Annotated in this window: 20 protein-coding genes; 17 read left to right on the plus strand and 3 right to left on the minus strand. The window is 30.3% G+C overall.

Going from position 1 to position 21,194, the window contains the following annotated elements:
* Nucleotides 1–2: 2 nt before the first annotated feature.
* Nucleotides 3–416, plus strand: a complete 414-nt coding sequence (locus ACYQ19_RS00795) for a hypothetical protein (RefSeq protein ID WP_459977394.1) — start codon at nucleotides 3–5, stop codon at nucleotides 414–416.
* Between the two features lie 96 nt (nucleotides 417–512).
* Here the strand turns inward: ACYQ19_RS00795 and rpsO are convergent, their stop codons facing one another.
* Nucleotides 513–788, minus strand: a complete 276-nt coding sequence (rpsO, locus tag ACYQ19_RS00800) for a 30S ribosomal protein S15 (protein ID WP_459977396.1) — start codon at nucleotides 786–788, stop codon at nucleotides 513–515.
* Nucleotides 789–909: 121 nt separating this feature from the next.
* On the opposite strand from rpsO, the gene ACYQ19_RS00805 reads away from it, so the two are divergent.
* From ACYQ19_RS00805 to flhA, 3 genes are read left to right on the plus strand one after another with little or no spacing between them, the layout of a single operon-like run.
* Complete coding sequence (locus ACYQ19_RS00805) at nucleotides 910–2,766, plus strand: sensor histidine kinase (protein ID WP_459977398.1); 1,857 nt, start codon at nucleotides 910–912, stop codon at nucleotides 2,764–2,766.
* A gap of 40 nt (nucleotides 2,767–2,806) precedes the next feature.
* Nucleotides 2,807–3,223 carry an RrF2 family transcriptional regulator gene (locus ACYQ19_RS00810; protein ID WP_459977400.1) on the plus strand — a complete coding sequence of 139 codons (417 nt, stop codon included), beginning with the start codon at nucleotides 2,807–2,809 and terminating at the stop codon, nucleotides 3,221–3,223.
* 19 nt (nucleotides 3,224–3,242) lie between these two features.
* Complete coding sequence (flhA, locus tag ACYQ19_RS00815; RefSeq protein WP_459978228.1) at nucleotides 3,243–5,405, plus strand: flagellar biosynthesis protein FlhA; 2,163 nt, start codon at nucleotides 3,243–3,245, stop codon at nucleotides 5,403–5,405.
* Nucleotide 5,406: 1 nt separating this feature from the next.
* Here flhA and cmoA read toward each other — a convergent pair whose 3' ends face one another.
* A complete protein-coding gene (gene cmoA, locus ACYQ19_RS00820; protein WP_459977402.1) occupies nucleotides 5,407–6,111 on the minus strand; it encodes a carboxy-S-adenosyl-L-methionine synthase CmoA in 705 nt (234 codons plus the stop codon).
* Nucleotides 6,112–6,160: 49 nt separating this feature from the next.
* Between cmoA and ACYQ19_RS00825 the strand changes: the two genes are divergently transcribed.
* The 5 genes from ACYQ19_RS00825 (at nucleotide 6,161) to ACYQ19_RS00845 (ending at nucleotide 11,802) form a co-directional block, all read left to right on the plus strand.
* A complete protein-coding gene (locus ACYQ19_RS00825; RefSeq protein WP_459977404.1) occupies nucleotides 6,161–7,423 on the plus strand; it encodes an O-acetylhomoserine aminocarboxypropyltransferase/cysteine synthase family protein in 1,263 nt (420 codons plus the stop codon).
* Nucleotides 7,407–9,635 carry an EAL domain-containing protein gene (locus ACYQ19_RS00830; protein ID WP_459977406.1) on the plus strand — a complete coding sequence of 743 codons (2,229 nt, stop codon included), beginning with the start codon at nucleotides 7,407–7,409 and terminating at the stop codon, nucleotides 9,633–9,635. The genes ACYQ19_RS00825 and ACYQ19_RS00830 overlap by 17 nt, the downstream gene beginning before the upstream one ends.
* A gap of 4 nt (nucleotides 9,636–9,639) precedes the next feature.
* A complete protein-coding gene (gene metX, locus ACYQ19_RS00835) occupies nucleotides 9,640–10,767 on the plus strand; it encodes a homoserine O-acetyltransferase MetX (protein WP_459978229.1) in 1,128 nt (375 codons plus the stop codon).
* A 91-nt stretch (nucleotides 10,768–10,858) separates the two neighbouring features.
* The gene (gene xseB / locus ACYQ19_RS00840) at nucleotides 10,859–11,032 is read left to right on the plus strand and encodes an exodeoxyribonuclease VII small subunit (protein WP_459977408.1); all 174 of its coding nucleotides are present in this window, start codon (nucleotides 10,859–10,861) and stop codon (nucleotides 11,030–11,032) included.
* Entirely contained in the window at nucleotides 11,029–11,802 is a 774-nt protein-coding gene (locus ACYQ19_RS00845; protein ID WP_459977410.1) for a carbon-nitrogen hydrolase family protein, read from the plus strand. Before xseB ends, ACYQ19_RS00845 begins: the two co-directional genes overlap by 4 nt.
* Here ACYQ19_RS00845 and ACYQ19_RS00850 read toward each other — a convergent pair.
* Nucleotides 11,799–12,845 (minus strand): dehypoxanthine futalosine cyclase, encoded by a 1,047-nt coding sequence (locus ACYQ19_RS00850; RefSeq protein ID WP_459977412.1) that lies wholly within the window; start codon nucleotides 12,843–12,845, stop codon nucleotides 11,799–11,801. The genes ACYQ19_RS00845 and ACYQ19_RS00850 overlap by 4 nt on opposite strands.
* Nucleotides 12,846–12,924: 79 nt before the next feature.
* Here ACYQ19_RS00850 and ACYQ19_RS00855 point away from each other — a divergent pair, with 79 nt between their 5' ends.
* From ACYQ19_RS00855 to ACYQ19_RS00890, 8 genes are read left to right on the plus strand one after another with little or no spacing between them, the layout of a single operon-like run.
* The gene (locus tag ACYQ19_RS00855; RefSeq protein ID WP_459977413.1) at nucleotides 12,925–13,806 is read left to right on the plus strand and encodes a GGDEF domain-containing protein; all 882 of its coding nucleotides are present in this window, start codon (nucleotides 12,925–12,927) and stop codon (nucleotides 13,804–13,806) included.
* Between the two features lies 1 nt (nucleotide 13,807).
* Complete coding sequence (locus ACYQ19_RS00860; RefSeq protein WP_459977415.1) at nucleotides 13,808–14,359, plus strand: CvpA family protein; 552 nt, start codon at nucleotides 13,808–13,810, stop codon at nucleotides 14,357–14,359.
* Nucleotides 14,352–15,860, plus strand: a complete 1,509-nt coding sequence (gene lysS, locus ACYQ19_RS00865; RefSeq protein ID WP_459977417.1) for a lysine--tRNA ligase — start codon at nucleotides 14,352–14,354, stop codon at nucleotides 15,858–15,860. Before ACYQ19_RS00860 ends, lysS begins: the two co-directional genes overlap by 8 nt.
* Before the next feature lie 14 nt (nucleotides 15,861–15,874).
* On the plus strand, nucleotides 15,875–17,122 hold the full coding sequence (locus ACYQ19_RS00870; protein ID WP_459977419.1) for a serine hydroxymethyltransferase: 1,248 nt from the start codon (nucleotides 15,875–15,877) through the stop codon (nucleotides 17,120–17,122).
* A gap of 41 nt (nucleotides 17,123–17,163) precedes the next feature.
* Nucleotides 17,164–17,712: a DUF1882 domain-containing protein gene (locus ACYQ19_RS00875; RefSeq protein WP_459977421.1), complete on the plus strand. Its 549-nt coding sequence runs from the start codon at nucleotides 17,164–17,166 to the stop codon at nucleotides 17,710–17,712.
* Between the two features lie 15 nt (nucleotides 17,713–17,727).
* Nucleotides 17,728–18,402, plus strand: a complete 675-nt coding sequence (locus ACYQ19_RS00880; RefSeq protein WP_459977423.1) for an SPOR domain-containing protein — start codon at nucleotides 17,728–17,730, stop codon at nucleotides 18,400–18,402.
* Nucleotides 18,402–19,799 (plus strand): anthranilate synthase component I family protein, encoded by a 1,398-nt coding sequence (locus tag ACYQ19_RS00885; RefSeq protein ID WP_459977425.1) that lies wholly within the window; start codon nucleotides 18,402–18,404, stop codon nucleotides 19,797–19,799. Before ACYQ19_RS00880 ends, ACYQ19_RS00885 begins: the two co-directional genes overlap by 1 nt.
* Before the next feature lie 9 nt (nucleotides 19,800–19,808).
* Nucleotides 19,809–21,185: a chemotaxis protein CheX gene (locus ACYQ19_RS00890; protein WP_459977427.1), complete on the plus strand. Its 1,377-nt coding sequence runs from the start codon at nucleotides 19,809–19,811 to the stop codon at nucleotides 21,183–21,185.
* Nucleotides 21,186–21,194: the final 9 nt, after the last annotated feature.

Here is a 21,194-nt window from a genome sequence, read left to right on the forward strand (position 1 = left end):
TTTTGAGTGATGAGATATGGGATTTTTCTCCTGATTCACCACTGACATTTGTAATTTATCTTTTATTAATCACAATTATATGCTTACTATTAATATTTTATTTTGCTAAAAAATCAAAAAAAACAAAAAAAGATTCTAAAAAACAAAAAAAAGAATTAACCTTAGATGATTTAATCGATATTGCCTCAAATCCAAAATCAAATTCTTCAGATTTATTAAGTGCACTTATGATGTATAACGATAAATTTGTAGTAGCACAGGATAAAGAAAAATCAATAAATTTTTTTGAAAAAGTATTAAATCATAAAAACAGAAATAAAAAAATGTTTGATTATTTTCATGGATCAATTTTGCCAAAAAACATAACATTTAAAGATGAATTAGATAAATTAGAAAAAAAAGCTCTTAACAAGTAATTTATAGACAAATTATTTACATAAAAAATAAATAAAAAAGAATAATATAAATTATAGTGCCAGACACCTATAATTAAAAGTAAAAAGAGAAAGAGATTAAACTCTGTCTCTTAAGTTTAATGCTGTAATCACTTCAAGATATTTGTCGTGATCTTTTCTTTTTAGGTATCTCATAAGTCTTTTTCTTTGACCTACAAGTTTTAACAGACCAAGTCTGCTTGAATGGTCGTGTTTGTGTTTTTGTAAATGTTCGTTGATTTCATTGATTCTTTCAGTCAAAAGCGCGATTTGAACCGCCGGACTTCCAGTATCTTTTTCATCATTTCCGAATTTAGCGATAATTTCTCTTTTTTTCGCCGAATCCAAAGCCATGTCAGCCTCCTGATTGGTAAATTTTCAATTTTCATTGAATTGAAATGAAAGTATATCTCTTTTTAGAAAAAAAAGCAAATTTATATATAATTATACGCTAACTTTAATTCAAAGGGTTTAAATGAGACTAAGAGTCATTTTATTTATATTGTTATTGCATATTTCATTATTTGCCAAAAATATTTTAATTTTAAATTCTTATTCAATACAGCTTGCATGGACCAAAGGTGAACTTGAAGGTATTTTAAATGTTTTGCAGGATAACAAAAATCTAAAAAAATATATTGAGTTTATGGATACTAAAATTTTCAGACCCACACCAATGAGGATGTATAATTATTATTATTATTTAAAAAATAAATATAAAGATATTAAGTTTGATGTAATAATTACAACAGATGACAACGCGTTAAATTTCGTTAGAAAATATAAAAATTATCCGCTTTTTAAAAATGCTAAAGTGTTTTTTTGCGGTGTTAATAATTTATCACTTGCCAATAAACTTGATAAAAAAATCTACACAGGCGTTTTTGAAAAAAAAGAACCAATGGAAAACCTGAAATTTGCAAAAAAAATAAAAAACAATCTTAAATATGTATATATAGTATCTGATGCTTCCACTTCAGGATCGCTTGTCGTAAAGCAGTATTTGGATGCTTTTAAAAATATAAAAGATATTAAGTTCATTGTAATAAATAAAAAAGACTTAAATGAAGTATTAACCAAATTAAAAGATTTTAAAAAAAATTCAGTTATGATGCTTTTAACCCCTTCAAGCTATTATTTGAATAACAAACATGTTAATTATATTATTGCAACTCAAATGATTTCAAATATTTATAATAATCCTATGATAGTTCATACAGATATTTTAGTAAATATACCAAAAACCAATATTGTTGGTGGGAAAGTTACAGATGCTCTTTCTCAAGGTGAAGAGGTTGGTAAAAAAGTTTTAAAATATTTAAAAGGAATACCGGTAGAAAAAATTCCATATACATTTGAAAAAGCAAATAAAATGTATCTTAATGTTAAAAATTTAGAAAAATTTGGAATAGATGCATATGAATTAGGATATAAAAATGCAATTTATGTAAATAAACCTACAACTTTCTGGGAATTATATAAAGAATGGATAGTATCTTTAAGTGCTGTTGTAGCAGTAATTTTAGTTTTTTTGGTGGTTTTAGCCTTTAAAAATAGAGAACTTAAAAATTATAACCAGAAAATAAAAGAGTTAAATCAGTCTTTGGAAGATAGGGTAAAAAAAGCGGTGGAAGAAATATCAAAAAAAGATCAGTTATTGGCACATCAGACAAGACTTGCTGCAATGGGTGAAATGATTGGTGCTATTGCTCATCAGTGGCGTCAACCTTTAAATACTTTAGCAATTAACATTCAACTGCTTCCCGAATATGTAGAAGAGCATGGATGTGATGAAGAAACACTTGAAAAATTTGTGGAAAAAAATATGGAAACAATATTTTTTATGAGCTCCACTATCGATGATTTTAGAAACTTTTTTAGAGATGATAATAGTAAAACTACATTCAAAGTAAAAGATGCTTTAAAAGACACATTAAAATTAATAGGCGCACAATTAAAAGCAAAAAAAATTGAGGTTGAAATTAGAGGAGATGATTTTGATGTATATGGAAGTAAAACGCAGTTTCAACAAGTTCTTCTAAATTTAATTTCTAATGCCAAAGATGCAATAGAAGAAAATAAAATAAAAAATGGCAAAATTATTATAAATATTGATTCAAAAAATAAAAAAATTTCTATAACAGATAATGGGGGTGGGATAGATGAAAAAATTATTTATAAAATTTTTGAGCCGTATTTTACAACAAAAGATACAAAGGGAAGCGGAATAGGGCTTTATATGTCAAAAACTATTATTGATAAATATTTTAATGGCAAACTTGAAGCAACAAATATAAAAAACGGAGCAAAATTTACAATTTCTTTTAAATAAAAAGGATAATTTGTGTATAATTTTACAAAAAGGATTTAAGTTGCTGTTTACAAAATCAACCGCTTATACATTACACGCTTTAGTTGAACTTTCAAAATTTGATAAACCTGTAGATGTTACACATTTAGCAGAAATAACCGAACTTCCTAAACCTTTTTTAGCAAAATTATTACAAACTCTTTCGAGGAAAGGTTTCGTAAAATCGTTTAAAGGTATCCATGGTGGATTTATACTTTCAAAAGAACCAAAAGAGATTAAAATAATAGATATTTTTAGGGTAATGGAAGATAAAAATTCACTTGTTTTTTATTGCTCAAGTGATCCAGATGATTGTATGAGAAATAGGGCGAGTATTTGTTCTATAAGACCATTTTTTGCATTTTTGGAAGATGAATTTTTAAAAATTGTTCAAAACTATACATTAGAAGACGTAATAAGGATGAAATCTGGTAAATAAAGTCAAAAATTCTTTAAAAATATTTAGCGAAGTTACCGATTTAGGGGTAGTTGCATTTGTTTTTGCGATACTCCTTATCATTATTGTTCCATTACCTAGCGGAATACTTGATTTTTTCTTAACAATTTCTTTATCTGTTGGGGTTTTAATACTTCTTTTAAGTTTATATATTCCAAAACCTACTGACTTTACTACTTTTCCAACCATTATTCTTATTGTGACGTTATACAGACTTTCATTAAACGTAGCTACTACAAGGATGATTTTAAGTAAAGGTTATGAAGGGCCTGATGCAGTATCACAGATTATTACCGCATTTGGTAATTTTGTAGTCGGTGGAAATTACGTAATAGGGATAATCGTATTTATTATATTGGTGATTATTAACTTTATGGTTATTACCCAAGGATCAACAAGAGTTGCGGAAGTTGCTGCAAGATTCACACTTGATGCGATGCCGGGTAAACAGATGGCGATTGATGCGGATTTAAATGCGGGCCTTATTGATGAAGCGGAAGCCAAAAGAAGAAGAGCTGAACTTATCCAAGAAGCCAATTTTTACGGGGCTATGGATGGGGCCAGTAAATTTGTAAAAGGGGACGCAATTGCCGGAATTATTATTACATTGGTTAATATCATTGCCGGATTTATGATAGGTGTGTTTCAGCAGGGAATGGATTTGGCAACCGCCGCTTCAACATATACGATTCTTACGGTCGGTGACGGACTTGTTGGACAGATTCCAGCTCTTATGGTTTCAACTGCTACAGGTATTATAATTACCCGTGCTACAAAAGATGAAACCAACTTTGCAGAAGGTGTTATTAAACAGCTTATTAGAGATTATAAAGTTGTATTAATAGTTGGGACTATTCTTTTCTTTATGGCTTTTATCCCAGGATTTCCTACAGGCAGTATGATTTTCGTGGGACTAGTTTTTTTGATTACCGGATATTTGATGATGGAAACCCAAAAAGGTGTAGATCCAATTCAGTCATTAATAGCTAAATTTAGAAAAAAACCGCCTAAGAAAACTTCGGAAACTAAAAAACAAACTGCAAAAGGTGAAGAAACTGAAGAGGAAAAACCTAAAAAAACACCTGAAGAACTTGCAAAAGAGGAAGAAAAAGTTCTTGAAGATATATTAAAAGTCGAACTTTTGGAACTGGATATAGGATATCAGTTAATTAAAATCGCTGATCCAAACCAGGGTGGGGATCTGCTTGATCGTATTAAAACAATGCGTAAAAAAATAGCTCAGGATTTCGGGTTTTTGGTGCCTCAGATTAGGATCAAGGATAATTTACACCTTAAACCTACCGAATATCAGATTTTGCTTAAAGGTGTAGAAGTAGCAAAAGGAGAAATTTTTCCTGATAAATATCTAGCTATGTCAAGCCCTATGGTAATAGAAGAAATAGAAGGTGAAAAGGTAAAAGAGCCGGCATTCGGAATAGAAGCAATATGGATTGACGAAGATAAAAAAGAAGAAGCACTTATGAACGGATATACCGTTGTTGACGCCTCAACGGTAATTGTCACTCATATAAGTGAAATAATTAAAAAATATGCAGAAGAACTTTTAACGCGTCAGGATGTTCAGGCTATGCTTGACAGGGTTAAAAAAGATTTCCCAGCCATTGTAGATGACGCTATGAAAGTTGCAAACGTAGGACTTGTTCAAAGGGTGTTAAAAGCCCTGTTGCATGAAAAAATACCAATTAAGGATATGATTACAATTCTTGAAACGATTGCAGACGTTGCGGAATATACCAAAAACATAGATGTAATAGTAGAGCATGTAAGAAGTTCCCTTAGCCGTGTTATTACCAAACTTTATGAAAGCGAGGACGGAACTCTTAAACTTATCACTTTCGATACCCAAACGGAACAATACTTAATGAATAAACTTCAGCAGCAAGGCGAACAAAAGCAGTTCTTACTCACCGTTGCAGAAATGAACAAGCTGGTAGAAGAAATCAGTAACGCAGCAGCCGAAATATTAAATAAAGGTATTGCACCGGTTGTATTGATAGTTGATCCTTTAATAAGAAAACCGCTTGCCGAAATTCTTGAAAGATTCGGTGTGGATGTTGTAGTTCTTTCCCATGCCGAAATAGACCCGAATGCGAAATTTGAGGTTCTTGGAAGTATAAGCATTAATTTTAATAATAATCAATAAATTATTTAAAAGCGATAAATGTAGCAAAATTATTCCATCTGAAAATTACTTCGATGTCTTTAAAGCCGGCGTTTTTTAGCATTTCAATATTTTCCTGCATGGTATATGGAATAAGAACATTTTCAAGAGCTTCTCTTTTTTGAGCAATTTCATATTCGCTATATCCCATTTTCTTTTTATATTTGTAATATATATCTATTGTAATTTTATTTAACTTTTTATTTTCCATAATAAGTTTTTCGCTCATTAAAAAAATTCCGTTGTTTTCCAGCGAATTATAGATTTTTTGTATGAGTTTTTCCCTTTTTAGAGGTCTTATAAACTGAACCGTGTAGTTTGCAATAACCGCTTTTGAACCAGAAAAGTCATAATTTAAAAAATCATCGTTAACAAACTCAACATCCACACCAAACGCTTTTGCTTTATTTTTTGCTCTTTTTATCATGGCTTCGGAATTATCGATTCCGATAAGTTTAAGTCCGTTCTTTTTTTTAGCAAGTTCTATTAAAAACGTTCCGGTTGAACTGCCAAGATCGACAACTTTGTCTTTTCCGGATAAGAAATTTTTTAATACATCAATTTGAAGATTTAAGTTTTCTTTATAAAACGGAACGCTTCTATTTAGCATATCGTCAAAAACACTGGCAACTTCTTCGTCAAATTCAAATTGTTTTTCAATAGGTTTACTGAAAACTTTATCTTCCATTTATATCCTTTGGTATAATTATAGTAATTTTATCAAAAAGGACCTTTTAATGAAAGACGCCACACTCGCATTACACTTTGGATATGAAAAAGACAAACAAAAAACAATGCAGGTTCCTATTTACATGACTACTGCATATGAATATGATGACACCGACCATGCGGCAAGACTTTTTGACCTGCAGGAAGAAGGAAATATTTATACAAGAATAGGTAACCCCACTACCAGAGTGTTTGAAAAAAGAATAGCGGCACTTGAGAGGGGAATTGACGCGCTTGCCACGGCAAGTGGAATGGCGGCTATATTTTACTCTATTTCAAATCTTGTAAAAAGCGGTGATAATGTAATTATTTCAGATAAACTTTACGGCGGCAGTATTACATTAAATACGCAAACGTTAAAGCAGTTTAACATAGAAGCCAAATATTTCAATGTTCATAATCCTGAAAAACTTGAAGAATTAATTGATGAAAAAACGAAACTTATATTAATCGAAAGCGTTGCAAATCCGGCTTTAAGCGTTCCTGAATTTGAAACGATAATTAATATAGCTAAAAAACACAATGTAATAGTGATTTGTGACAATACAATTGCCACGCCTTATGGGGTAAAACCGATAGAGTTAGGCGTGGATATTGTAGTTCATAGTGCGAGTAAATATATCGTAGGAAATGGAAGCGCAATTGCCGGATGTATAATTGAAGCCCCCTTTGCAAAAGAAAAACTTAAAACTAACAGATATCCTCAGTTTAACGAACCTGATGAAAGTTATCATGGTCTTATTTATAATGAAAAATTTGAAAATCCTTTTATTAGCAGGGCAAGACTTGCACTTTTAAGAGATTATGGCGCGGTAATTTCACCTTTTAATTCATGGCTTTTGCTGCAGGGTCTTGAACATTTGCATTTAAGAATAAAAGAGCATTCGAACAACGCTTTAAAAATTGCGGAGTTTTTGGAATCACATCCTAAAATAAAAAAAGTTAATTATCCGTTTTTAAAATCAGATGAAAATTACAAATACGCCAAAAAATATTTAAAATATGCAGGTGGAATTGTGAGTTTTGAAGTGGAAGACTATGAGAGTGCCAAAAATATAGTTAAAAATTTAAAAATTTTTTCTTTGGTTACGAATATTGGGGATAGCAAATCACTTGCAACCCATCCTGCAAGCACCACGCACCAGCAATTGAGTAAAGAAGAGCTGATTGCAGCAGGTGTCCCGGAAGGGCTTATCAGGCTTAGTATTGGTTTGGAAGATGTTGACGATTTAATCAACGATTTAAAGGAAGCTATTGAAAAAGCTAATTAATCAAATTTTTATTATTCCAATTCTTTTTATGATATTTGGACTTATAGCTTTTAGTGTTTTTTATGCTTTTTTTATTGAAGATTTAACGAAAAAAGAATTTAAAAAAGTAAATGACGCCGTATTAAAAAACGAAAAAAAAATATTAGAAAAAAATATAAAATCAATAGTAGATGCGGTAAATGGCATAAGAATTTCAAGTTTTAAAACTACACAAGAAGTTTTAAACGAAATGTTAAAAATTTTAAAAAAAGATTATTTAAATAGTAAAAAAAATAACAATTTAAAAAACTTTTTTAAAATACATCATTCAAACAATATGTTTTTTTACATTATTTCTAAACAATTAGTTTATCCAACTTTTTATCAATCATTTTTAAAAATCGGCTCACATAAATATTTAATCGTAAACTATAAAAAACAAAAATATTTGTCAGTTGAAAAAAAATTAGAAGATGGAAGTATTATAGGAATTGCTTATAGATTAAATAAAATTAATGAAATGATAAAAAAAGAGATTATAGATTTTATAAAGTCTATCAATGTATCTGCAGGATTAAATTATGTTGCAATAGGTGAAATCACTAATTGGTATGCAGAAAAAGGGGTCTTTGGAAAAATAATTTATCATCCTATTAAATTTTTAATAGGAAAAGAATTAAATTTAGACGATCCGGATGTAAAAGGTAATTTTTACAAAAAAGAGTATTTTAATTGTTTAAAAGAACACGATGGATGTTTTGTTACATATTATTTTAAAAACCCAATAACACATAAATTTGAACCAAAAATTTCATATTTTGCTATATATAGGCCTTATAATTACGTATTTGTTAAAGGATTTTATTATTCCCAAATTATAAAAGACATAGATACAATACAAAAAGACATTATTGAAGATGTAGAAGAATTACTTGGTGTTACTATCGCACTTCTTTTAATCTTTGTTTTGATCAGTTTTATCGTTTCTTATGTAATATCTAAAAGAATTATCAAACAAACTATAAAACAATACGATAAATTGAAAAACAATTACGAAAAATCTCAAAAAGAATTAATGAAAAGAGTATATTTTGATAAATTAACTAATCTACCTAACAGAAACAAATTAATTGAAGATATCGATTTGTATGACTCTTTATGTTTAGTGGATGTTGACGATTTTTCTGATTTGAATGATATTTTTGGCTATGAAATTGGTGATAAGATCTTAATTTTAATAGCAAATATATTAACAAAAAAATATAAACATGTTTACAGAATAGGAAGTGATGAATTTGCAATAGGTTTTAATTATCGTATTAAAGAAGATGATTTAAGAGAAATAGTGCATTTAGATATAAAATTCAATGATATTAAAATAAATTTATCAGTAGGCGCTAGTTTTATGAAAGGTAAACTTTTAGAAACAGCTGAAACTGCACTTAAACTTGCATATAAAGATAAAATATTAAAATATAAAATTTATGATGAAAAAATTCAACAATCTCAAAAAGAAAGATTAGAAAAATTACAGCAGTTATTAATAATTTTGGAAAATGAAGACATTGTTCCTTATTATCAATGCATAGTAAACAATGAACAAAAAATACTCAAATATGAAGCACTAATGAGAATAAAATATGAAAATAAAATACTATCACCTTTCGAATTTATGGAATTAATTAAAGAATTTAAATTATATAATGCATTTTCTAGAATTATGATAAAGAAAATTTTCGAAAATTTAAATAAATTTGACAATACTCCCGTTTCTATAAACTTGTCATACTTAGATATATCAAATGAAAAAACAAAAAAACTTATATATAGTTTATTAGATAAATATGAGAATGCAAACGTAGTTTTTGAGATATTGGAAACTGAAAATATCGAGCAGTTTGATCAAGTGGTAGAATTTATAACTCATATAAAAAGAAAAGGAATTAAGGTTGCAATTGACGATTTTGGAAGTGGTTATTCCAATTTAGTGAATATATTGTATTTAAAACCCGATTATCTTAAAATTGACGCATCTTTAATTAAAAATATAGACAATGTAATGTATTATGAAATTGTAAAGTTTATAGTAGATTTTGCGAAAAAATTCAATATCAAAACGATAGCGGAATTTGTGAGTGACAAAGAAAAATTTGAAATATTAAAAAATTTAGGAATTGACGAGTTTCAAGGGTTTTATTTTTGTAAACCTCGTCCTATTGATGAGTTAATATGATAAAATTACACGAAAAAAGGCAGTTATGAAGATTGAGACTAAAATAGCTAAATTTACAAAGCCTTTATATCTTGAAAGTGGACGGATTTTAGAACCTTGGCAGATAATATATGAAACATATGGCGAACTGAATGAAAAAAAAGACAATGTTATCCTTATAACACACGCTCTTTCAGGATCTCATCATGCTGCCGGAATGTATGAAGGTGACAGAAAACCGGGGTGGTGGGACGGACTTATAGGTGATGGAAAAGCTATTGATACTACCAAATATTTTGTAATTTCTACAAATGTAATAGGAAGCTGCTTTGGGTCCACATCGCCAATGTCGCCAATACATCCGGGAAGCAGTGAAAGATATAGGCTCAAATTTCCCGTAATTACAATAAAAGACATGGTTAAAGCCCAAAAAATACTTCTTGATTCTTTGGGAATCAGACATTTAAAGGCAATTGTTGGCGGAAGTATGGGTGGTATGCAGGCTTTAAGATTTGCCGTAGATTTTCCTGGATTTTGCGAAAACATCATACCTATTGCCACCACTTATCAGACAAAGCCTTATGTAATAGCAATTAATAAAACTATGATTGAAGCCGTAAGAGCCGATAGTGAGTTTAAAAACGGAAATTATGACCCTGAAATTATAAAAGAGAAAGGTTTAAAAGGATTAGCGGCTGCCAGAATGATAGGGTATCTTAATTATATTTCGCCTAAAACATTTGAGAGGAAATTCGGAAGAGAATATGTAAAAACAGACGGAATGTTCGAACTTTTTGGAAGATTCCAGGTTGAAAGTTACCTTGAATACAACGGGGCAATGTTTCCTAAATGGTTTGATCCGTTAAGTTACATTTATATATTAAAAGCAATATCCCTGTTTGATATCAGCAGAGGCTTTGTATCACTGGAAGAATCTTTTGCTCAAATAAAAGACAAACTTCATTTAATCTCATTTAGTGGTGATACTCTGTTTTTTCCTGAAGAGATGAGAGACATTAAAAACTATATGGACAAAGTAGGAGGGCAGTGTAACTATTTTGAAATAAATAGTGATTATGGACATGACAGCTTTTTGGTAGAACTTGATAAATTTGATTTTATAATAAGCGATATATTGAATGGGAATGTATAAAGCATAGAAAGTGAGAAAAAGTAAAAGAAGAAGGATAGAAAAATCTCTTCGTTCTTACTTTAGACATTTGGTATTTTAAAGGAGAAAATAAATGCAGGATTTTGAAAAAAAATTAAATGAAGCAAAAAAACTGCTTGAAAAGTTAAACGACCCTGAAATAACCCTTCACGAAGCTATGGAATATTATAAAAAAGGTGTGAAACTTCTTGAAGAAGCGACTAAAATGATTGAAGAAGCCAAACTTCAATTTCAAGAGATAAAATGAAAATAGCCCTTCTTCAAAGTGCAGAACTTCCTTTTGACAAAGCAAAATTGAATTATTACTTAAATATTGCAAAAAGTGAAGGTGTTAAACTTTTTGTTTTGCCCGAATATGTGTTAAACAGATTTTTTAAAGATATTGAAAAAACGCCTATTAATTTTATAAAAGAACAATCAAATCATCAGCTTAAATTATTAAAAAAACTATCACTTGTTTATAATATTACGATTTTGGCGCCTTTGGTAGTTATAAAAGGACAGAATAAATACAAAGCCCTTGTAAGATTTCAAAAAGGTAAAGCAAGATTTTATTATCAACAAATTTTTATGCCTTATTCCCACTGGAATGAAGATGCTTTTTTTGATAAAAAAGATTCAAAACCCCTGATTTTTTCAATAGGTAATATCAGAATAGGCGCAATGTTCGGTTTTGAATCTCATTTTTGTAAATTTTGGGATTATTTTGCCGAAAAAAAAGTAGATTTGGTTGTAATTCCGAGTGTAGGAACATTCAATTCAAAAAAAAGATGGTTTGAACTTTTAAAAACATTTGCTTTTATAAAAAATATGTATGTTGCCCGAGTAAACAGGGTAGGTGAATGGAATGAGTGGAATTTTTACGGGAACAGCTTTGTGGTAAATCCTGATGGGGAACTTGTGGACTCGTTAGGTTCAAAAGAAGAGCTTTTAATAACTGATATCAATAAAAACTTAATAAAAGAAGCAAGAAAAGAGTGGAAATTTAATAAACTTGCAAATGAAGTAAATCTTTAATTAAAAATTTCCAGTATTTCATATGCGGTGTTTCTTTTTGCAGGAATTTCCCCTACATCTTTTATAAGTTCAATCATTTCCTGCTGATTCATGGCATTTTGTGCACCTGCGCTTCTGACAACGTTCTCTTCCATCATTGTAGATCCAAGATCATTCGCACCGTAAAGGAGTGCAAGTTGTCCGATATAACTTCCCTGAGTTACCCAGCTTGATTGAATATTTTTAAAATTATCCAAAAAAAGTCTTGCAACGGCTAAATATCTCAAATATCTGTTTGAAGAAGTTTTTTGTGTAACAATTCCTTCTTTGTAAAGGGCGGTATTATATGGTTGGAAACTCCACATGATAAATGCCCTAAAGCCACCCGTTTCATCCTGCAGGCGCCTTATCAAATCCCAATGTTCCACTATCTCTTCTATGGTTTCCACCGTTCCAAACATCATAGTAGCTGTAGTTTTCATTCCAATTTCATGTGCTGTTTTATGAATTTCAAGCCAGCGTGAAGTATCAATTTTTCTCGGTGCAATAATATCCCTGACCCTGTCGCTTAAAATTTCCGCACCCGCACCTGGAATAGAGCTTAATCCTTTTTCTTTTAATCTTTCTAAAACTTCTTTTATTGATATTTTTGAAACTTTTGCAATATAATCAATTTCCGGTGCAGAAAATCCGTGAATTGTAATTTCGGGATATTTTTTATGAATATGTTCTACTAAATTTTCATAAAAATCTATTTTCAGATTAGGATGAACACCGCCTTGGAACAAAATCTGCGTTCCACCAATTTCAATAAGTTCATCGATTTTTTTATCTATTTCTTCAAAACTCAAAATATAAGCGTCTTCATCTCTTTTATGTCTGTAAAAAGCGCAAAACTTGCAATCAATACAACAAATATTAGTATAGTTTATGTTTCTGTCAACGATAAATGTGGTAATTTTTTTAGGATGTAGTTCTCTTTTTTTTGCTAATGCCATTTCACCCAATGTGATTAAATTTTCATTTTTTATTAAATCTATCGCTTTTTCTTTAGTAAGCCTCAAATTTACTCCTTTTTTTACAATAATTTTGTATAATTCATTATATTTGGGTTTTTCCGATAATAACAAAAAAGGCAACAAAATGGAAGAAATGATTATAAAAATTTCCGAGAAAGTGTTAGATGAGTTGAAAAAAGCGCACAAGCCTCCTTTTCCACTTTATTATAAGAATGTTTTTAATTCTTTGGTGAAACAAGAGGGGATATATGAGGATTTGAATCCAAAACTCTTATGTGTAGAGCCTGATTTAAACGAAGCAATACTTACAAAAACGGTTAGAACGATAAAAGAAGTAAATAATGTTTCAAAAGAAATAAAGCAGGAATCCGAAAATTTAATTGAAGAAGTGGCACCTCTTCAAATTGATGAGATTAAAGAAACTATTATGCAATTTAGTGCTGGTCTTATTCAAAAAATAAATAGATTAGAAGAAACTGTGCATTCTTTAGAGGTTGAACTAGACAAAGCTTATAAAGAATTATTAATTGATCCTTTAACAAAAGTGTATAATAGAAAAGCTTTAAATAATGACTTAAATGAAATTTTAGAAAAAGGAAAAGAAAAGGATTTAGATTTAGTAATTGCAATAGTAGATTTAGATATGTTTAAAGAAATAAATGATAAATACGGACATTTAGTTGGCGATTTTGTATTAATAAAAATAGCTGACATTATCAAGAAACTGATCAGAAAAGAAAACAGAATATATAGATATGGTGGGGATGAGTTTATAATTATTTTTAACAGAATGACACTTTCTCAGGTTAGACCGATTATTCAAAGAATTGTTAAAAAAATAGAAAGCACCCTTTTAAAATATAAAAACGATTTAATAAAAGTAACTGTATCAATTGGGCTAACTCAACATAAAAAAGGCGATACATTTGAAGAAATTATAAAAAGAGCTGATCATGCGTTATATCAAGCAAAAATAAACCGCAACGGATTTGAAGTAAAGGAATAAAATGAGCATTTTTGATGGTATTGTAATTGCAATAACATTAATATTGGCAATTAAAGGTTATTTTAACGGAATAATTAAAGAGCTTGCAGGATTAATAGGAATTATAGGAGGACTTTTTTTAGCTTCTAAATTTTTTCATCAAACAGGGGTATATATCAACAATCATCTTTTTAACATACCAAATAAATCAGCTGTTGATTTGGTAGGTTTTATTGTTGTGTTTGTAGGGTTTTGGGTTTTGTCTGTTTTTGTAGGTTTTTTGCTTGGGAAAATTTTAAAGTTAAGTGCTCTTGGTGCTTTAGATAGAATATTGGGATTTGTTTTTTCAGGTGCGAAATTTTTTCTACTGGTAAGCATTATTATTGCAATGCTATGGCAGGTTGCATTTATAAGAGAAAAAATGCAAAATATTGGAAAAAATAGTTTTATGCTACCTGTTTTGGTTAAAATTGGTAAAAAAATCATAAATATAACCCCTCAGGATTTAGAAAAATTAGGGAAAAATGTTAAAATTTCATACTTAAAACAGACAAAGGACTTAGTGTATGTTTAGTAACGAATATGTAAAACTTAGAATGCAAAAAGCTGAAAAATTAAAAGAAGCGGGTATAAATCCTTACGGACACAATGCCAAAAGAGATACTAAAATAATTGAATTTTTGGAAAAAAACAAAGATATAGAATCTCTTGAAAATAGACGTGATGAAACTAGAAAGTTTACTGTAGCAGGCCGTGTTAAGTTTTTAAGACTTATGGGTAAAGCTGCATTTTTTAAAATTGAAGATATGACAGGTATCTTACAAGTATATATGTCTAAAAACGAACTTGGAGATAAATTCAATCTTTTAAAGAAAAACCTCGAAGTTGGTGATATAGTAGAAGTTACCGGATATCCTTTTGTTACGAAAACAGGCGAACTTAGTATTCATGCCGATGATGTCAATATCTTAACAAAAGCGATACATCCGCTTCCGGAAAAATTCCACGGACTTCAAGACGTAGAAACAAGATACAGACAAAGATATCTTGATATGATTATGAATAAGGATGTTAGAGATACATTTCTTTTAAGAAGTAAAATTGTTTCTTTAGTTAGAGAGTTTTTCTTAAAACATGGATTTTTGGAAGTTGAAACTCCTATGCTTCATACGGTAGTGGGTGGTGCAAACGCAAGACCATTTATGACACATCATAACGCTCTTGATATTGATATGAATCTTAGAATTGCACCTGAACTTTTCCTAAAAAGACTAATTGTTGGTGGATTCGAAGCTGTGTTTGAACTAAACAGAAACTTCAGAAATGAAGGTATAGATCATACGCACAATCCTGAATTTACAATGATAGAGTTTTACTGGGCATATCATACAAAAGAAGATTTAATGAAACTGACAAAAGAACTTTTTGACTTTTTATTTGAAAAATTAAATCTACCTAAAAAGCTTCAATACGGAGATATGGTAATAGATTTTGATAATTGGACTACAATAACATACAAAGATTCTCTAATTAAAATCGGAAATGTGCCTGAAGATATACTTGAAGATATAGATGCAATGAAAAAATATCTAAAAGAGCATGGTGTTGAGCTTGAAGAACATATAGATTCCAAAGGTAAACTCTGGGCGGAACTTTTTGACGAATTTGTTGAAAGTAAACTTATTGATCCTACATTCGTAACTGATTTTCCAATAGAAATTTCACCACTTGCAAGAAGAAGCGATGAAAATCCCGAAATTGCTGAAAGATTTGAGCTTTTCATAGCAGGACGTGAAATTGCAAATGGATTTAACGAGCTTAACGATCCTTTAGATCAATATGAAAGATTCAAAGCTCAGCTTGAAGCAAAGGCCAAGGGTGATGAAGAAGGTATGGAAATGGATGAAGACTACATAAGGGCACTTCAATACGGAATGCCTCCTACAGCCGGTGAAGGTATAGGTATTGACAGACTTGTGATGCTTTTAACGAATTCACACTCTATAAAAGATGTGATTCTATTCCCAACTATGAAACCTAAAAAAGAAATTCAAAACGAAGACGACGTAAAATAAAAAAGGAGATATAAATGAGTTTAAGAGATTACGATATTGACGTATATTCAATAATTGAAAAAGAGCTTGAAAGACAAACAAACCACCTCGAAATGATAGCGAGTGAAAACTTTACTCTTCCAGAAGTTATGGAAGCAATGGGTAGTGTATTTACAAACAAATACGCTGAAGGTTATCCATATAAAAGATATTATGGTGGATGTGAGTATGCGGATTTAGTTGAGCAGCTTGCAATTGACAGGGCAAAAGAGCTTTTCGGATGTGAGTTTGCAAATGTTCAGCCACATTCAGGAAGCCAAGCTAACGGAGCTGTATATGTTGCACTTTTAAAACCTCTTGATAAACTACTTGGAATGGATTTAAGCAATGGTGGACATTTAACTCATGGTGCGAAAGTTAACTTTTCAGGTAAACATTATCATAGCTTTTCTTACGGAATTGACGAAAAAACAGGAAGAATCGATTACGACAGGGTAAGAGACATTGCAAAAATCACTAAACCAAAAATGATCGTTTGCGGTGCTAGTGCGTATCCTAGAGAAATAGATTTTGCTAAATTTAAAGAAATCGCAGATGAAGTTGGTGCTATTTTAATGGCTGACATTGCGCATATTGCAGGTCTTGTTGTTGCAGGTGAGCATCCTCATCCATTCCCTCATTGTGATGTAGTAACTACTACAACTCATAAAACGTTAAGAGGTCCAAGAGGTGGTTTAATCCTTACTAATAACGAAGAATACGCTAAAAAAATTAACAGCGCTATTTTCCCTGGAATTCAAGGAGGCCCTCTTGTTCACGTAATTGCTGCTAAAGCCGTAGGATTTAAAATGAATTTACAGCCGAGCTGGAAAGAATACGCAAAACAGGTAAAAGCCAATGCAAAAGTTCTCGCGGAAGTTCTGCTTGAAAGAGGTTACGATATCGTCAGCGGAGGAACCGACAACCACTTAGTTCTTGTAAGTTTCCTAAACAAAGAATTCAGCGGTAAAGAAGCTGAAGAGGCACTTGGAAGAGCCGGAATTACCGTAAATAAAAATACAGTTCCTGGTGAAAAAAGAAGTCCGTTCGTAACTTCAGGTATCAGAATCGGAAGCCCGGCACTTACTGCAAGAGGAATGAAAGAAGAAGAATTTAGAATAATATCTACAAGAATCGCTGATGTTCTTGATGATATTTATAATCTTGAACTTCAAGAAAAAGTAGCGGCAGAACTTAAAGAACTTGCAAGTAAATTCGTAATTTACGAAAGACCGACATATTAATTAATAAACGGGGTTTTTCCCCGCAATTAAAAGGAGAAAATTTGGCTTATACAGTTGATATTTCTTTAATAAAAATGAATAAATCATATTATTATGAATATAAAGGTTCAATTGTCAAAAAAATAGTTTATAAAGGTAGAACTTTTTTTGACAAATATGAAAAAGTAAACAAACCTTTAACTCTGCAAATCATGAACGAACATGCCGAAAGAAAAATTATAGTAGCACATGATCTAATTAATAGACAAAGAAATATAGTTGAAAACATTGTATTTGATTATAACGGAAGAGATCCGGAAAGGTTTTGGAATAGGGCAAGTTTGCTTTTAAGAGAAGAAGGATTTTTAAATTTTACAGCTTATCATTCAAAAACTCCTGGACATTTGCACCTTTATATTCATAAAGGACACACAACTTTAACAGAAGCCATTCAGCTTGGAAAGTCTCTATCATTAAAATTAGCTACTAAGCTACCGAAGCAGTGGAGAGTATTTCCTACAGATGAGTTGCCAAGTGAATTTAATATTTTAAATTTACCTTATGAACTTTACAAAAAAGAACGTGGTGCTGCATGGTCTAAACACATGTAGCAAAAAGGAGATACCATGCCAAATAAAGACGATTTATTAAATTTAAACAATAAAAAAAATTTGAAAAAACCTTTAATATACGGAGCAATTGCTTTTTTGGTGTTTATTATTGCTATTTTAGGGTTTGCAATTTACAATAATACTGCTTCCAAACAGGACAATGTTGTTCTACCTCCACAAATCCAAGAAGAAAAACAAGACACAATGTTTAAAGAAGTTCCAATTGAAGAATCAGCAGTGGTTAAAGAAAAAAAAGAAAATCTTGCCGATAAATTAATAAAAAAAGAAGCTGATGAAAAAGTAAACACGGCTGAGACTGAACAAAACAATACTACTAAACAAACAAAAAATGAAGTAGAAGAAAAAAAAGCAAACATTAAACCTGAAACTAAAAAAACTGAAACAAAACCAGCGGTAAAAAAACAAACTGCTGTTTCTAAAGGAAAATACTACGTTCAAGTTGCTGCATTAATGAAATATAAAAAACCAAATCAAAAATTTTTAAATTTAATAAAAAAAGAAGGTTATAATTACAGGCTGTATGAAACATATTATGTAAAAAACGGCAAAAAAATTGAAGTTATTAAAATATTGATAGGTCCTTTTAGCACTAAAACCATGGCAAAAAAAGAGCTTAAAAGAATTAAAGAAACTATTACACAAAATGCGTTTATTTATAAGGTTAAATAATGGTTTATGACAAATTTTTAGTTGATGAGTTTTCACCGATAGCAATATACAATCAAATAAAACATCTTTTTCCAAAGGAAAGGCTTTTTTTATTTGAAAGTGTAATAAATAATACGGATGGAAACTATACTTTTTTGTTTATTGGAGAAAGAGAAACAATAAAATACCAATACGAAAAAACTTTTTACTACAATGGTAATACTACTGAAATATTTGATACCGATCCTTTTACTTTTATGAAAGAATATTATAAAAAAATCGATTTTGAACATTACAAAAAACTTTCCCACGAATTACAAATAGGTTTTATTGATGGATTCGTAGGCTATATCGGATATGATATGGTTAAAGTTTTTGAACCTGTTCTTAAAAAAAGTATGGATAATTTGATAGATGAAACTAATATTCCTGATTTTTATATGATTAGACCAAAAATGGTAATCGGTTTTTCGCATAAATCTTCAGAATTGACAATTGTTATTAACGATGAAAATTATAAAAATTATCTTTATATAATAAAAGATATAATTAATTCAACCTATAAACACATACCGCTTCAAAAAGCAGAAATTTTAGAAGAACCAAAATTTGTTTTTTCCAAAGAAAAATTTTACTCAATGGTGGAAACAGCAAAAGAACATATTAAAGCCGGTGATATTTTTCAAATAGTTTTATCAAACAGACTTAAAGTGAAGGCAAAAATAGACAGACTTTCATTTTACAGAAAATTGAGAAGTAAAAATCCTTCGCCTTATCTATATTTTATAGATATCGATGATTTTGCAATTATCGGAAGTTCACCTGAAGTAATGGTAAGACTTAATGAAGGAATGATTTTATTAAGGCCAATAGCCGGCACAAGAAAAAGAGGCGAAACATTAAAAAAAGATATTGAAATGGAACATGATATGTTAAACGATCCTAAAGAAGTTGCAGAACATATTATGCTTGTAGATCTTGGACGAAACGATGTGGGACGCGTTGCAAAACCCGGAAGTGTGGAAGTCGAAGAGCTTATGAGAGTTGAGAGATATTCGCATGTAATGCATATGGTAAGTGACGTTGTAGCTGAAATTGACTCCAAATATGATATGTTTGATCTTTTTAAAGCAACATTTACAGCCGGGACTATGACAGGTGCCCCTAAAATCAAAGCAATGGAACTTATCGCAAAGTATGAAGGCATCAAAAGGGGATATTACGCAGGAAGTGTAGGATATTTTGGATTTGACGGAAATATGGATACAGCAATTACCATAAGAACAGCCCTTGTTAAAAATGACGAAGTTATTTTTCAAGCGGGTGCAGGAGTAGTAGCCGATAGTAAACCGGAACTGGAATATAAAGAAGTAAACAATAAACTTGGAGCTTTGGTGGCTACACTTAAAGAATTATAAAGGATGAAAATGGGGGTTGTTAAAAGTTTTTTAGGCTCAAAGGTCTATTACAGGCCTCAGGGTTTTTTAGATGCAAGCAATGCTTCACTTATTATTACTCCAAATGATATAAAATCTTTTGAAAATAGAAAAATTAAATATGTCAGTATAGATTTTGCAAAAGTAATAAGCGCCAATATAAATGCAATTAGATTCTTAAATGACATTTTTGAAACCCTTTACAAAAAAGATATAGAATGTAGTTTTTTTAATGTCAACAAAAGTGTTTATAATTTGGTAATGAAAATTGATAATAGATTTTTCAATTTATATGAATCGGAAGACGTCGAAAAACTTTTTACAAGTGATGAAATAATTGATAAAGATATATACTTATGCTGTATAAATAACGATGAAAATAAAAATTTAATTATCTACCACTTGGTAAAAAAGGGTTATATGCCAATTGCAGTAAATGCTGAGTCTGAAATAAAAAACAAAGAAAATTCTATTATTATTAAAAATAGTATAATCTCAAAGTTTTCTAACAGAGTAAGTGCTATTGTTAAAAATAATATAGTTCATTTTTATTTTGACGGCTTTTTGGACACAAGTCTTTCTCAAAAGTTTGATATTGATTATTTTAGAAGAAGTTTAAGTATAGGGTTTAGGGTTTTTGTATTTAATATGAATAATGTAAAAGGATTAAATATACACGCAGTAAGCTTCCTTTCAAAACTCGGTGTAGAGAGTGCTGAATATGGTGCATTAATGGCAATAGTTGGACTAAATGCAAAAAACATTCAACCAAAAATGCTTACTGATTTGGAAGTCGTGGGGTATTTGTTTTTTGCCAATGAAGATGAACTTATGAATTCGGAAGCATTAGCAGAAGCAAAAAAACATATGGATGTAATCTACAAAAAACAGAAAAAAATCACAAAAGAACTTGTAAATCTACTTCCTTATTTTGTAAATTCTACTATTGACACGGTTCAATTAATGACCGGTATTGAGGCTAAAAAAGAAAAACCGGAACTAACTAAAATGGAACTTGACTTAAGCAATGAAAACTATGTCGCGAGTTCTTTGGGGTTTTATGGCGATATAGACGGAATGGTGGTTTTGATTTTCAGTGAAAAATTGACAAAAAACATTTCAAGAATATTATTGGGAGAAGAAGCAAAGAGTAAAGAAGAGCTTCATGATATCGTAGCCGAATTTGCAAACATTATTGTTGGGAATACAAAAACCGAATTTGCGAAACATGATGTGGAAATACATATGACATTGCCGAAAGTCTTTGATGATTTGGAAAGTTTAAAAACTCTGGTTGCCGAAAAAAAAGCAATAGAAGTTAAGTTTTATTTTGATGACGACGAATTTTATTTTTATTTGACACGATAAAGGAATTAA

The organism is Nautilia lithotrophica (genome assembly GCF_054656815.1).

What these genes read in the sequence shown, in the direction of transcription:
- ACYQ19_RS00885 (WP_459977425.1), top strand. Translation starts at nt 18,402, where the DNA reads ATGGTTTATGACAAATTTTTAGTTGATGAGTTTTCACCGATAGCAATA.
- ACYQ19_RS00890 (WP_459977427.1), top strand. Translation starts at nt 19,809, where the DNA reads ATGGGGGTTGTTAAAAGTTTTTTAGGCTCAAAGGTCTATTACAGGCCT.
- ACYQ19_RS00880 (WP_459977423.1), top strand. Translation starts at nt 17,728, where the DNA reads ATGCCAAATAAAGACGATTTATTAAATTTAAACAATAAAAAAAATTTG.
- xseB (WP_459977408.1), top strand. Translation starts at nt 10,859, where the DNA reads ATGCAGGATTTTGAAAAAAAATTAAATGAAGCAAAAAAACTGCTTGAA.
- rpsO (WP_459977396.1), bottom strand. Translation starts at nt 788, where the DNA reads ATGGCTTTGGATTCGGCGAAAAAAAGAGAAATTATCGCTAAATTCGGA.
- ACYQ19_RS00870 (WP_459977419.1), top strand. Translation starts at nt 15,875, where the DNA reads ATGAGTTTAAGAGATTACGATATTGACGTATATTCAATAATTGAAAAA.
- lysS (WP_459977417.1), top strand. Translation starts at nt 14,352, where the DNA reads ATGTTTAGTAACGAATATGTAAAACTTAGAATGCAAAAAGCTGAAAAA.
- ACYQ19_RS00860 (WP_459977415.1), top strand. Translation starts at nt 13,808, where the DNA reads ATGAGCATTTTTGATGGTATTGTAATTGCAATAACATTAATATTGGCA.
- ACYQ19_RS00825 (WP_459977404.1), top strand. Translation starts at nt 6,161, where the DNA reads ATGAAAGACGCCACACTCGCATTACACTTTGGATATGAAAAAGACAAA.
- ACYQ19_RS00805 (WP_459977398.1), top strand. Translation starts at nt 910, where the DNA reads ATGAGACTAAGAGTCATTTTATTTATATTGTTATTGCATATTTCATTA.
- cmoA (WP_459977402.1), bottom strand. Translation starts at nt 6,111, where the DNA reads ATGGAAGATAAAGTTTTCAGTAAACCTATTGAAAAACAATTTGAATTT.
- ACYQ19_RS00855 (WP_459977413.1), top strand. Translation starts at nt 12,925, where the DNA reads ATGGAAGAAATGATTATAAAAATTTCCGAGAAAGTGTTAGATGAGTTG.
- ACYQ19_RS00845 (WP_459977410.1), top strand. Translation starts at nt 11,029, where the DNA reads ATGAAAATAGCCCTTCTTCAAAGTGCAGAACTTCCTTTTGACAAAGCA.